10 protein-coding genes are annotated in these 13,984 nt (G+C 49.0%); all 10 read right to left on the bottom strand.

Annotation, left to right across the window (positions count from 1 at the left end):
* Positions 1 to 21 precede the first annotated feature (21 nt).
* On the bottom strand, positions 22 to 3,141 hold the full coding sequence (locus AC2CG4_RS08640) for an efflux RND transporter permease subunit (protein WP_484485871.1): 3,120 nt from the start codon (positions 3,139 to 3,141) through the stop codon (positions 22 to 24).
* A gap of 10 nt (positions 3,142 to 3,151) precedes the next feature.
* Positions 3,152 to 4,273, bottom strand: a complete 1,122-nt coding sequence (locus AC2CG4_RS08645; protein WP_484485872.1) for an efflux RND transporter periplasmic adaptor subunit — start codon at positions 4,271 to 4,273, stop codon at positions 3,152 to 3,154.
* Positions 4,270 to 5,541 (bottom strand): TolC family protein, encoded by a 1,272-nt coding sequence (locus tag AC2CG4_RS08650; protein ID WP_484485873.1) that lies wholly within the window; start codon positions 5,539 to 5,541, stop codon positions 4,270 to 4,272. Before AC2CG4_RS08650 ends, AC2CG4_RS08645 begins: the two co-directional genes overlap by 4 nt.
* A gap of 104 nt (positions 5,542 to 5,645) precedes the next feature.
* Positions 5,646 to 6,029 carry a hypothetical protein gene (locus AC2CG4_RS08655; RefSeq protein ID WP_484485874.1) on the bottom strand — a complete coding sequence of 128 codons (384 nt, stop codon included), beginning with the start codon at positions 6,027 to 6,029 and terminating at the stop codon, positions 5,646 to 5,648.
* Between the two features lie 384 nt (positions 6,030 to 6,413).
* A complete protein-coding gene (locus tag AC2CG4_RS08660) occupies positions 6,414 to 7,028 on the bottom strand; it encodes a cation efflux transmembrane domain-containing protein (RefSeq protein WP_484485875.1) in 615 nt (204 codons plus the stop codon).
* Positions 7,029 to 7,304: 276 nt separating this feature from the next.
* Entirely contained in the window at positions 7,305 to 7,634 is a 330-nt protein-coding gene (locus tag AC2CG4_RS08665; RefSeq protein WP_484485876.1) for a four-helix bundle copper-binding protein, read from the bottom strand.
* A 319-nt stretch (positions 7,635 to 7,953) separates the two neighbouring features.
* The gene (locus AC2CG4_RS08670) at positions 7,954 to 8,298 is read right to left on the bottom strand and encodes a four-helix bundle copper-binding protein (protein ID WP_484485877.1); all 345 of its coding nucleotides are present in this window, start codon (positions 8,296 to 8,298) and stop codon (positions 7,954 to 7,956) included.
* A gap of 200 nt (positions 8,299 to 8,498) precedes the next feature.
* On the bottom strand, positions 8,499 to 11,621 hold the full coding sequence (locus AC2CG4_RS08675; protein ID WP_484485878.1) for an efflux RND transporter permease subunit: 3,123 nt from the start codon (positions 11,619 to 11,621) through the stop codon (positions 8,499 to 8,501).
* A complete protein-coding gene (locus AC2CG4_RS08680; RefSeq protein ID WP_484485879.1) occupies positions 11,614 to 12,876 on the bottom strand; it encodes an efflux RND transporter periplasmic adaptor subunit in 1,263 nt (420 codons plus the stop codon). Before AC2CG4_RS08680 ends, AC2CG4_RS08675 begins: the two co-directional genes overlap by 8 nt.
* Before the next feature lie 85 nt (positions 12,877 to 12,961).
* Complete coding sequence (locus AC2CG4_RS08685; protein ID WP_484485880.1) at positions 12,962 to 13,318, bottom strand: hypothetical protein; 357 nt, start codon at positions 13,316 to 13,318, stop codon at positions 12,962 to 12,964.
* Positions 13,319 to 13,984 lie beyond the last annotated feature (666 nt).

Genomic DNA, 13,984 nt, shown 5'->3' on the forward strand with positions numbered 1-13,984 from the left:
ACACTAAGCCTTCGTAGAAAGTTAAGTCTTTGATGGAGTCGAGCTAAACTTGCTATGAAGCCAGTGATATAAAACCGGTAACACCAACAGCGTCAGTAGCGTCGAGGAAATGATCCCGCCGATAACAACTGTGGCCAAGGGGCGCTGTACTTCCGCGCCCGTTCCCGTATTGAGTGCCATTGGCACAAAACCAAGGCTTGCCACTAATGCGGTCATGAGGACAGGACGTAAGCGAACAAGCGCTCCTTCCGTCACAGCCAACATCAAATCGCCTTTTTCATGCCAGAGATCGCGAATAAAAGCGAGCATGACTAAACCGTTGAGTACTGCCACACCAGAAAGTGCAATGAAGCCTATGCCCGCCGATATGGACATAGGCATATCTCGAATGGCTAACGCCAGCACTCCACCGGTGAGCGCCAACGGCACTCCACTAAAAATAATTAACGCATCTTTTAGTGAGCCAAAAGCCATGACGAGAATGCCGATGATAAGTAGCAGTGTCAGTGGCACCACAAGAGAAAGGCGCTTACTTGCCGATTCGAGTTGCTCAAACGTGCCACCATAATCCAGCCAATACCCTGGAGGCATATCCACCTTGGCGGCAATTTGCGCTTTAACATCTTGCACAAATCCGCCCAGGTCTCGACCCCGGACATTTGCCGTCACAACGACCCGACGCTTACCATTTTCCCGGCTAATTTGTGCAGGCGCGGGAGAAATGTCGATGGTTGCTACTTCAGCGAGTGGAACATAATCACCGTTAGGCAATTGCACAGGTAAAAACTGAAGTTTCTCGACATCGCGCCGCACAGCCTCGGGTAATCGCACAATGAGTTCAAAGCGTCTATCGCCCTCATACAAGATGCCTGCACTTTCACCACCAACGGCAGAGGCAACCCAATTTTGAAGTGCTGAGACATTCAAGCCATAGCGTCCCAACGCACTTCGATTTGGAATGATCGAGAGTGTTGGCAGTCCTGTTACTTGCTCGACACGCGCGTCGGCCACACCTTCTACCTTACTGAGTGCTTCGAGTATGTCATTAGCCGTCAGTACCAACTGATCAAGGTCATCACCAAACACTTTTATGCCAAGATCGGCTCTGACCCCTGAAATAAGTTCGTTGAACCGCATTTGTATGGGTTGGGTGAACTCATAATTATTGCCCGGTAATTCTTCTAACGATTTTTCCATTTCCTCAACCAGTTGCTCTTTGGTTTTATCGGGATTGGGCCATTCGGAACGCGGTTTTAAAATAACAAAATTATCGGCGACATTTGGAGGCATCGGATCGGTTGCAACTTCGGCAGTACCTATGCGAGCAAAAACTTTATCCACTTCGGGAAAAGATTTGATACGCTTTTCTAGAACTTCCTGCATCTCCACCGCTTGTTCGAGGCCGGTACCAGGGATTCGCATGGCATGTAAGGCCATATCGCCCTCGTTGAGTTGAGGAATAAATTCAGACCCCAGTGTCATGGCCAGCCATGCGCAGAAAATGACAAGTCCGGTCGCGCCGCCAATCACAAACCAACGGAATTTAAATGCCAGTAACAATAAAGGCTTATACATTTGCTTCGTACTGCGAATGACAACGCCTTCTTGTTCACTGATTTTTCCACTTAAAAAAACCGCGACAGCCGCCGGAACAACTGTGAGGGATAGAACCATTGCGGCGACAAGTGCCATCACGACTGTTGCTGCCATGGGGTGGAACATTTTGCCTTCCACTCCAGTGAGGGAGAAAATCGGGATATAAACCACCGTGATGATGGCGACACCAAACAGGCTGGGTCGAATCACTTCCGAGGTTGCCTCGAAAACCACTTCCAGGCGTTCACGCAGACTAAGAGTTCCTTCGCGCTGGGCATGGGATAAACGTCGTATAGCGTTTTCCACAATGATCACGGTGCCGTCTACGATGATCCCGAAATCCAGTGCCCCTAGGCTCATTAAGTTTGCTGACACCCCGGTTTTTACCATGCCGGTTATCGTCGCCAGCATGGCCAATGGAATCACTGCCGCCGTGATCAGTGCCGCACGCAAATTCCCGAGCAAAAGGAAAAGCACCACAATCACCAATAACGCGCCTTCCAAAAGATTTTTGCTGACCGTCGCAATGGCTTTATCGACCAATGCTGTACGATCATAAACCGGCGTGGCAACTATGCCTTCGGGGAGAGAGGCTTGAATTTCAATCAGCCTTGCTGCTACGTCTCGCGCCACTGTGCGTGAGTTTTCCCCGATGAGCATCATTGCTGTACCTAGGACAGTTTCGACACCGTCCTGGGTTGCGGCACCGGTTCGAAGCTCTTTTCCGATGGCAATCTCGGCAACATCACTGATTTTGATGGGGACGGAATCGTGCTGTGCAACAATGACATTAGCAATGTCGTCCAGCGTTTCCAGTTGACCCGGCGAACGCACCAGTAACTGTTGCCCATTGCGTTCAATGTATCCCGCCCCACGGTTGTCGTTATTGGATTCAAGTGCGCCAACTAAATCGTCCATCGACACACCGAAGTGCAGGAGTTTCTGTACGTCTGGCGTAATGTGATATTGCTTGTTATAGCCACCAATACTGTTTACTTCTACCACACCCTTAACTTGCGCTAACTGGGGTTTGATTATCCAATCTTGAATTTCACGCAAGGCGGTGGAATCGTAAGGTTTGCCATCTTCCGTTTGTGCATCGGGAGCCGCTTGAACGGTATACATAAATATCTCACCCAAACCCGTCGAGATTGGTCCCATTTCAGGTTCCATGCCGGGAGGCAGCACACTTTTCATCGACCCCAGTTTTGTGTTGATAAGGTTCCGTGCAAAGTAGATATCGGTACCTTCGTCGAACACCACGGTAACCTGCGATAAACCATAGCGGGATAATGACCGGGTATAGGACAAGTTAGGTAAGCCAGCCAATGCGGTTTCTATAGGATATGTAATCCGCTGTTCGGCCTCTAAGGGCGAATAACCTGGTGCAGCGGTATTAATTTGCACCTGTACATTGGTGATGTCGGGTACGGCATCAATAGGGAGTTTTTGATAACTCCAATATCCGATGCCGACGATCAAAAAAACAAAACTTAAAAACAGATAACGCCGCTCGATTGCTAAGCGTAGTAGTGAATCAATCATGCTACACCCCTTAGTGTTCGTGCTCGGCTTCAGATTTTTCGATATCAGCTTTAATGAGATAGCTATTTCGGGTTACGTACTCGATGCCTGGTTTCAGGCCAGATATCACCTCGGCATAGCTGTCATCTTTTCGCCCCACCACTAGAGGGATAAATTCGTATTTATTATCGTGTTTGACAAAAACCCCGGTACGCCCCCCTAGGATCTGAAGCGCGTCTATTTTTACGGCTACACCCACGCTGAATTCATCGATAACAATACGTCCTTCCGTCATAGAACCTGGAGAGAACATTGACGTATCGTTGTTTAGTTTTGCGCGTGCAATAAGATACGGCTGCTCGTTATCTGCTGGGAGAAGGTGTTCAATCTTAGTTTTAACCTTTTGCCCGCTAATTCCCAAGAAAACCTCTTGCCCGGTTGTGACAGAGGAACGATGGGAAGGGAAAATACGCAACTCGGCCCACAAACTGTCGAAGCTCGAAATAGAGAACAATGTCTCCTCTCCTGTGACTTCGCCAGGATTGGCATGACGTTGCACAATCATCCCGGCAATGGGCGCGCGGATAGCGTATTTTCGCAAGCTCTCGTTTGATTCGACCTCAGCGAGAAGATCACCGGCTGCAACTGTCTCTCCAATGGTTACCTGGACCGAGGATATAACGCCTGAAAATCGTGCTCGCACATGACTGGTTTTCTCAGGGGCTGTGGTTAATCGTCCATAAGTGACGATTGTTTGATGAAGTGTTTGTTCACCGGAGCGTTCCGTCACAATACCCACAGTTTGTGCCATGGTGTCTTCGATTTGACTGGTTCCCTCCTCATCCTCGTGACCATGTCCACCACTTTCCTCATGGCCATGCTCATCTTCATCTTCGTGTTTCTTTTTGTCCCCGTGCTTATCTTCGTCTTCATGCTTCTCACCGTCCGCATGGTCGTGTCCAGATAAGCTGGGCTCCTCAGTGTGTTCATCTTCCTTATGTTGGTGATCATCGCTCTCCGCTGCTGCACTGGCCATGTAAATATCGGCAACAAAAAACACCAGTAATAATGCAAAAATAAAAACCACTCCCGGAGCGGATTTCAACGGATTTTTGGATGCAGGTTTCGTTAGGCGTTTATTCGTTGTTTTCATGGGTTAACCTCAACATTCTGTTCGTTCAGGGAGGAGCCAATCATTCGCTCCAGCTCAATTCGGGTTTCTTGCATGCGGGCAGCGGCTTCCACAAGCGCTTGCTGGGCTTCCAGCAATTGGCTTTGTGCAAGGTTTAATTCCAGATAGCTGTAGCGCCCCCGGTCAAATGCATTTGCGGTGCTGCGCATAGCTTTCTTCAAAGACGGAAGGATCTGGTCGCGCAACACCGTCACTTCATCAACGGCTAACTGATGAGTTTCGTAAGCGGCGATCAGTTGGGCTTCCAGTTGGATTCGTGTTGCGTCTTTGTCCCATTCCGCTTGTTGTTGGTTGGCGGTAGCAGTGGCGATTGCGCCACGAGCTCTCCCACTGCTACCCAAGGGCATACTCAGTCCAACCACCACAGCAGAGTCATCGCTTTCCTGAAGGCGGCGAACTCCCGCACTCCATTCCAGCGCTGGGCGACGCTCGCTTTGTGCTCGGCGCACTTCTGCCGAGCGGACATCGATCTCAGCTGAGAGAAATGCCAGATCAGGATTATTTGATAGTTTTTCCAGCAGAACAGGCAAGGATGTGGGTGACGGAACACCGTAGAGATCTGCTTTTACGGCGGTAAAGTCTGGAGAGGTATCAGCCCAAAATGCACTTAGCTTGATTCCTTCCGTCCTGACTCGCTGACTAGCTTGTCGCAACGCCAGCGTGGCGCGGGTTAGTGCGGCGTTGCCGCGCAAAAGCTCACTTTCGGCAGTGCCACCCGCTTGTACCTGCCGGGTAAGTGAAGTCAGGGTCTGTTGAAGTAACTGATGGGACTCCTCCTGAAGCGTGAGTTCTTCCTGCGCAACCAACAGGCGTATGAATTGCTGTGTAACAGCAGTCACCACATCCAATGTAATCACACGCTGGGATGACGCTAATTGTTGCTGGCGAGCAGTGACCAGATCGATCCTGGCATCACGTTGCCCGCCCAGCTCAATGGCAGAAGACAAGGAAATGGTTAACTCACTGGCTTTAGTCCCGCTAAAGGCGCCGGAGCCAGCCACATTTTCAAGATCGGTGTTAACCCGCAGCTCAGGTCTAAGTGCGGCTGTTTGTTTTTCCCCTGCGAGGGCATTGGCTTTGAAGCTATAGCCTACGAGCTGAGGGTTGTGCTGTAACGTGGCGCGAACGGCCTCGCTTAGCGATAATGTTGACTCCGCAGCCGCTACTGAAAACGCGCTACAGGACACAGCAATAGCCGAAATAGCCATTGCCCGATGGAAAAGTTGCATAGAAAACTCCAGCCTAATTGGCAGTTTCCGACGCCACTACAGGAACCCTGAGCGTGACTCGGAAAATGCAAAAACGCCCGTTATTACAGGGCTGTTAATAACAATCAGAAGGAAGTTACAGGAGGGGCGCGCAGTGGGGGGCGAATCCCGGTACGACGACGGGGATGATGAACATTTTGATAAGAGAATAATAACGGTGTGGACTTTACTGCCAGCAATACAAAAATCGCCGCCAGCAGTATCGGTAATGATGGATCAAATTTCAGGATCTTTGCCAGAACCGATTTGGATACTTCTACATCAATATCCTGATGCAATTCATCCGGTGTATGGTGGGTTTGATGTCCATCCATAACATCCATATGAAGAGAAATTGGCGGTTCCTGTCCATCAAAACAAAAGTGCCCATGCACACCGACCCAGCTGGTCATCAGCCAAAGTAGCAGTGTCATAAGCACAAATATTTTATTAATGGAACGAATTCTCATCTGTGGATGGGTACCTGATAGTGAAGCTTATTGAGGATACCGTAATCTGGCCGTTATAGCCACCGCCGAACTCGTTGATGGTAAGAACATAACCTGACCCAAATGTGGTGAGGAATGCGCATTCCTCTGGCAAGATTTGTAAGCGGTCAAGATAGCAGCATGGGAGGGTGACTCAATGAAAAATATGGTTTAAATTATTTTGATTTAGTGTCCGGAAGCCATTTGTTCAATCCAATATGCTATTGAGTTATCTAAGTTTTTCGGTAAAGAGACCCTTCAGGAGTCAGTTTATAAAACGCTATAGCTCTCGATATTATGCTCATAACCCAACAATACTTGATCCCCCCCTTAACTTGTTCTGGATGAAGATCGCTCAATTGTTTTTTAATTGTTGTTGGAGACGGCGAGTTTATTATTTCCTCCACTGGCGTCATGCAGGATGCCCATGCCTCCTTTGATCGCTATGGCGGCTACGGCAATACCAACTACCAAATCCGGCCAAGCTTGTCCTGTCCAAAGAACTAACGCCCCACCCACCAGAATACCAGCATTGGCAATAAAGTCGTTCGTACTGAACGTACGTGCTGCCCGAATATTGACATCAGCGCTTTGGATGCCTCGAAGTAACCACACGCACAGAGCATTCACAGCGGCGGCGGCGATGGCCATGACAATCATTGTCACACCCAATGGTTCTGACTCCATTAAAAAGCGGCGTCCGGTATCGACCAACACGCCAATCGCGAAAGCAATCAACAACCATCCTGATACCTTGGCTGCTACACCTTTCCAATGCGGCGGACGAGTGAGTGCGAGCAGACTAATGACATAAACAAGACTATCGGATGCGTTGTCGAGAGCATTTGCAATCAGCGCGCTCGAATCAGCAAATAGCCCCGTCGCGGCAAACGATGTCGCAAGGGCAACATTTAACGCAAGGACAATCCACAGCATTTTGCGTTGTCCGCCTGTTTTCAAATGCATCTTGTCTTCGCTCATCGTGCCACCTATATAAATTCTATGACGATTGACTTTAGGATGTGAGGGTCTCCAAATTATTGCGACTCGCACTGAGTTGCCATTGCTGCAAATTGCTGGTGATCAAGAGACGACCTTTGCCTTCGCAAAAGTTACAATTCAGAACGGCGTTTAGGAGTTCGCTGTAGAACAAAATTTAATCTGTAATGGTTGACCAAATAGTTTCGCGTGCTAGTACAGTTGCCGGGTTAATACTGCGCGAGGAGAGAGTCGCCCCAGACGCGGGGCGAAAGCTGTTTACGCAGCCATTTTCCGGCATTGTTCTGCACAAGCGCGACACGCTTCAGCGCACCGTTGACAATGATCGTGATCATGTTTTGCGCAGATCTCGGCACAGGCTTCGCAAATATCTGCGCAAAGACGACAGATCTGTGCGGTGAAATCGCTACCACGTGCCATTACAGCAGCGGCAAAGCGACAGGCTTCAGCGCAATCCAGATCAGCACGAATGCAATCCGCCATCATCGTCGGATCTGGCTCAAGTAAACACGCTGTTGAGCAATGATCACAGGCTGCTGCACAGTCGTAGCATGCATCGATACAAGTAGAGTGTTGTAAATGAGACATAGGTAATTCCTCTTTTGATTCACAGAAAGATAATTCTTTACTGAGCAAAGGGATTAGCAGGTTCTATGCCGGATTGAGATGTCTCGCAACAATGGAGCTGTATTTTTGCGTGCAATAAGCTGTTACCCGCAAGCATGGAGGCGAAAAATATCTCACTAAAAAATGTACTTTCGCGAGATCACCTCCAGCTTCAGAGCAAACGATTTGAGAAAAACTCAAAATAGAATATTTATGACGACAGTCATTTGAAAAAAATACAATTAGATTGGTTTATTTTACCCGGTATCTTCTACGTATTTTGGTAAGAGGATAGTTGAAGCTACGATTTTACACATTGTGAGGCCCTTGCCGCGCAACTTGCAGCCCAAGTTCGGCATGCAGAAACACATTCTTCAATTCTACCAACTTCTTCACAGCTATCAGCGCAGGCGGTGCATGTTTCTGCGCACAATTTGCAAATATCAGCGCTGTATTTCGAACCACTCAATTGGAAGCAAACCGAGTTTTCGCAGATTTTGGCGCTGTCCTCTATTGAGCGGAAATGCTCCGGCTCCAGATGTTTTCCGCCCATATTCAAACAGTGGGTCATGGCAGTTTGTAAGCAGATTTTATGGCAGTTCGAACACTTATCAATGCACATTGAATCCGTCGTCATATGGTTCATTCCCTTGCTCCTATTTAGTGGTTTGGAAGAAGTTGTTTTTACATCAACAGAGCAATACCGCTGAACAACGCATTAAACAGTGCACTAGGACACATAGACCGTATCCATGGTGATTGGTAAACCACGTCAATGACGCACATATGTCATTAAGCTTCCCTGCCTACCCATCACCAATCTGAATCGATCAAACAGTCAAAATATTATCCACAATTCCGTTTGCGCAATAACTTAAAAGCTACTGGTAACACGAACAATGACAATAGCGGTGCCGTTATCATTCCTCCCACCATAGGGGCTGCAATTCGGCTCATGATTTCCGAACCTGTGCCGCTACCTAAAAATATCGGCATCAGTCCCGCAACAATCACGGTTACGGTCATCATTTTTGGGCGAATGCGTAAAACGGCACCTTCCTGAATAGCGTCGAATAAATCCTGATGTGTTGTGGTTCCAGCTTCAATCCGTTCCTGCCATGCCTGTTTCAGGTAGAGCAACATAATCACCCCGAATTCGGCGGACACGCCAGCCAGTGCGATGAAACCTACCGCCGTTGCGACAGATAAGTGATAGTCCATCAGGTACAGCAACCAAACGCCACCGGTCAGTGCAAATGGTAGTGTGCCCATAATTAGCAGCGCTTCGTCCCAGCGCGAAAAGGTTAAAAAGAGCAACACCAAAACAATTGCAAGTGTCGCGGGTACTATCCATTGCATACGTGCATTGGCGCGCTCCATAAATTCAAATTGGCCTGCATAGCTAACACTGGTTCCTGGTATTAATCTCACCTGATCAGCAATGGTCTGTTGTAAGTCTTTAACCGTGGATGCAAGATCACGATCACGCACATCAATGTAGACAATGCTCATTGGTCGGGCATTTTCGCTCTTCAGCATGCTGGGGCCTTCGCTTACTGAAATAGTGGCAATAGTTCCTAAAGTAATCTGACTACCGAGCGGTGTGATGAGTGGCAAATTGTGAAGCTTGCCGATACTGTCGCGCCAATCGCGCGGATAACGCAGGTTGATGGGGAAGCGTGCGCGACCTTCGATCACCTCACCCAGATTTTCACCGCCAATCAATCCGCTCACGACAGATTGTGCCTGGGTCATACTTAATCCGTAACGCGCCAATGCTTCGCGATTGAAATCGATATCGAGAAAGCGCCCACCAGTAATGCGTTCAGCGACTGCTGATGAAACACCATCCACGGTTTTTGCAACTTGTTCAATTTGCTGCGCAACCTGGTCGATATCGGCGAGCGAATTTCCTGCGATTTTTACGCCTATAGGACTTTTGATTCCGGTGGCCAGCATGTCTAACCGATTGCGAATGGGCGGTATCCAGATATTGGAGAGCCCCGGTATTTTTACCCGCGCATCCAGCTCGGCAATGAGTTTTTCCGGTGTCATTCCGTCGCGCCATTGGTCACGCGGCTTGAACTGAATGGTGGTTTCAAACATTTCCACGGGAGCCGGATCGGTCGCGCTGTTGCTGCGGCCAGCTTTACCAAATACCTGCGCCACTTCCGGCACCGTTTTGATCAACCGATCGGTTTGTTGCAGTAATTGACTGGCCTGTTGAACCGTTAAGCCTGGTAAGGCACTGGGCATGTATAAAACATCGCCTTCATCAAGAGGAGGTAGAAATTCACCGCCCAATTGGCTGAGTGGCCAGGCAGTGGTCAGCAATATTGCCAAGGCAAAACCAAGCGCCGTTTTAGGATGCTGTAACACTCCTGCCAGCGCTGGGCGATAAAGGGCAATCAGCCAGCGATTGAGTGGATTTTTGTGCTCATTGGGAATCTTGCCGCGAATCCAATAACCCATTAGTACGGGAATAAGCGTAACTGAAAGCCCCGCAGCAGCCGCCATGGCGTAGGTCTTGGTAAATGCGAGCGGGCCGAATAATCGGCCTTCTTGCGCCTCCAAGGTAAACACGGGAATGAACGAGAGCGTGATAATCAGCAGCGAGAAAAATAGCGCAGGTCCGACTTCTGTAGCTGCTTGAGTAATGACCTGCCAGCGTGGCTCGCCGCTGAGTGTTTGATTGGGGTGCTGCTGTTGCCAGCGCTCCAAATGCTTATGCGCGTTTTCGATCATGACAATGGCTGCATCCACCATGGCGCCGATAGCAATAGCTATCCCGCCCAGTGACATAATGTTGGCATTGATTCCTTGCTGGCGCATCAGGGCAAATGCAATCAGTACCCCAAGCGGCAAGGAAACTATGGCCACCATAGATGAGCGCCAATGCCAGAGAAACAGACCGCATACCAATGCAACCGCCAAAAACTCTTCGATAAGTTTGCTGGTTAAATTAGTCACTGCACGATCAATCAGCTGGCTGCGGTCGTAGGTAGTCACTATCTCAACGCCAGCGGGCAAACTGCTGTTTAACTGCTTCAGTTTTTCCTTAATAGCCGTGATAGTGGCGCGCGCGTTACCGCCAGAGCGCATGATCACGATGCCACCGGTGACTTCACCTTCACCATTCAGCTCAGCAATCCCCCGGCGCAATTCTGGCCCCAATTGAATGCTCGCAACCTGCGCCAGTGTGATCGGAACGCCTTCCACCAGCTTCAGCGGGATGCGTTTGAAATCCTCCAGTGTTTTCAAATAACCGCTTGCGCGAATCATCAACTCCGCTTCTCCCACAGTCAGTACGCCTCCGCCGGTTTCCTGATTGGCTTGCTGGAGCGCGTTAATCACATCCTCGTGGGATAAATTGAAAGAGGTCAAGCGGATTGGATCGAGTACCACTTGATATTGCTTGACCATGCCTCCAATCGCAGCCACTTCGGCCACGTTGGGTAGTGGTGCTAATTCAAACCGTAAAAACCAATCCTGTAGCGCTCGCAATTGAGACAGATCGTGCTTGCCGGTTTTATCGATCAGCGCATATTGAAAAATCCAACCAACGCCAGTCGCATCTGGCCCAAGTGCAGGTTGTGCCAGTGCAGGTAACTGGGTTTGAATTTGGCTCAAATATTCCAAGACACGGGAACGCGCCCAGTACATATCAGTTCCATCTTCAAACAAGACGTAGACAAAACTATCGCCAAACATCGAATAACCGCGCACGGTTTTCGCACCCGGTACGGACAACATTTTACTGGCTATCGGATAGGTGACCTGATCCTCAACCGTCTGTGGTACTTGCCCGGCGAAGCTAGTGCGGATAATCACTTGCACATCGGATAAGTCAGGCAGCGCATCTATCGGCGTTGTCTTTATTGCCCAAGTGCCCCACACAGCGAGTAACAGCGATGCCATCAATACCAACATCCGATGGCTAACAGACCAATGAATAACACGGCTAATCATGGTGCATCTCCATAGTGTCGGAAGGTAACTTCACTACGGGAATGCCCGAAAGAGACGCCTCGGAATCCAGCAAAAATTGGCCGCTGGTCACTACCTCCTGTCCCTCCTTTAAACCTTTTTGAATGCGTGTGTGATTGCCGATTTCCTGGCTGGCGATTACCTCTACTGGGCGGAATTTACCGCCGGATTCCACCACCATCACTAACGCCCGTTTGCCGGTGCGAATAATGGCTTCGGTGGGGACAAACAAACCTGTTTTGTTCGAATTACTATGCAGATGTATACGCCCACTGGTACCGGGTTTGAGGCGTCCATCTGGATTGTCGAGTTCCACTCGCGCAGTCAAGGTACGGGAATTATTATCCACCGTGGGTAAGAGGTATTTCAGTGTGCCGGAGAGAAAGGGATCATCAGGATTGGCGGAGTGGAAAGTGGCTTTATCGCCTGGCACTAATTGCGAGGCTTGCGCTTCGGGGATGGCTGCGTCAAGCCACACGCTATCGAGGCCGTTTATGCGCACCAAGGTGTCACCGTTGGCCAACGCCATACCGGCTTTGATCCCCAGCATTGTCACAACCCCGCTAATGGGGGCAGTGATGGTTACCTGTGTTTCCGGTTGCCGGGTTTTCTCCACCTGCGCAATCAGATCATTTGGCATGCCGAGTAGCTGTAAACGGGTGCGCAAGGTTTTCAGCAAACGGGGGTTATCCGTCACTGGCTGTGACAGCAATTCGTTTTGTACATCAAGCCATTCGGGTATTTGGAATTCAGCTATCGGCTGACCTGCGATAACGCGATCACCCACGGCCAAAGGCCAGACTTTTTCTGCAAAGCCATTCGCGCGCAGTTGGACAACTGCTTGGTCGCGCTCGTTAAATTGTAGCCTTCCGGTAACTTCCAACTCTGACTGTGCCGCCATACGCTGGACTTTTGCTGTTCGCATGCCGAGGTTTTGAACGAGATCGGCATTTATCATGAGGCCCGGTTCTTGCGATGCTTGCGTGGCGTACTTGGGTACCAGTTCCATATCCATAAATGGTGATGGTCCCGGTTTATCAAAATGCTGATCAGGCACCATAGGGTCATACCAATAGAGTACCTTGGGCTCCTGTTCCATTTCGTCAGCGCCATCTTTAGGTGATGGACTTGTAACGGAAGGTTTAGACAAATGTGGCCAACCAACACCTATAGCAACGCCAAGTGCCAAGGTGCACAGCGCCGTAATAATGAGCGCGCGCGCAGATATATTGTTCATGTCATTAATTCCTGGAAAAACTGCGAAAAACGTCCCGCCTAATGACCGGTACATTTACCAGAGGCGGAGTTGAATCGTGGTTTACTCAGGAAATATTAGGCGGTCGCCAGATACTGGCCGGATTAAAAACAGTAAGAGTTACCGAGGGAGTTTTAAGGTGAAGTGAAGAGATTAATAAAGACGAAAAAGGCGCAGGGCTATAAATAAAAACCTGTACTGGTGTTTTACAGAGGTGACAGGATTGAGCTGTTTTACATTGATTTACTTTGTCAGTGTCATCCTCTTCGGGGCAGCATGGCATAGTTTCGCCCGCACCAGATTCATCCATCTGCATTGTCGTTTCTTCAGGGCACTGCGTAGCGGACAGCAGAATTTCTGCCGCCACTTGCAGGGGCATCATGAAGCTGAGCAATAAAATAAATAGCAATGGGTAACGACGCATAGGGTCAGCTTAACTCAATACCGTTGATAGAAAAATAACACTTTCCAATTTCATGTTGCCCAGTACCTACCAAATCAAACATCTACCGATCATGTTTTCCTTTTGATCTTGACGGGTCATCGTCGTGATCAGTGGAAATTTTTGCGCGCGCAAAAATACTTCTTCCGTTCAAGTTGATTAAATGCCTGCATCCAAAGAGGCCACAGTTGAGCCATTCAGTGGGGATGTCGTGATGAAATAATTTCAATTAACCGGTGCTCCAATGTTTTGGAAACTCTCGCTGGGAGGCTATTTTCAACGTTATATGCTGGGCAAATAGTTCCACTACCAGTGAACAGAGGTTAACCCGCCATGAGCCGCAAACCGCTTACCGAACTACAACTTGAATATTATAAGGCACGGTCAGCCCATGAAATTGCTATGCATAAATCTAGGACGGAAAGATATAAAATTTACCTCTACTCATTAATTCTTATAACCACACTCCTAAGTGGTCAATTGGTGAAAGCTTTTGGCGGGATCAACAAATTTTGGCGGACACACACCGCAATAGTGCCGATAGCATCTCCATTATCGGTAGCATCGAATCATCCATTAAATACGTTAAACCAAACCGTTCGGCCTACACCAAATAAATTCAACGACAGTGAAACCAGAAACAAACGA

This window comes from Cellvibrio sp. ATLC23, assembly GCF_057196725.1.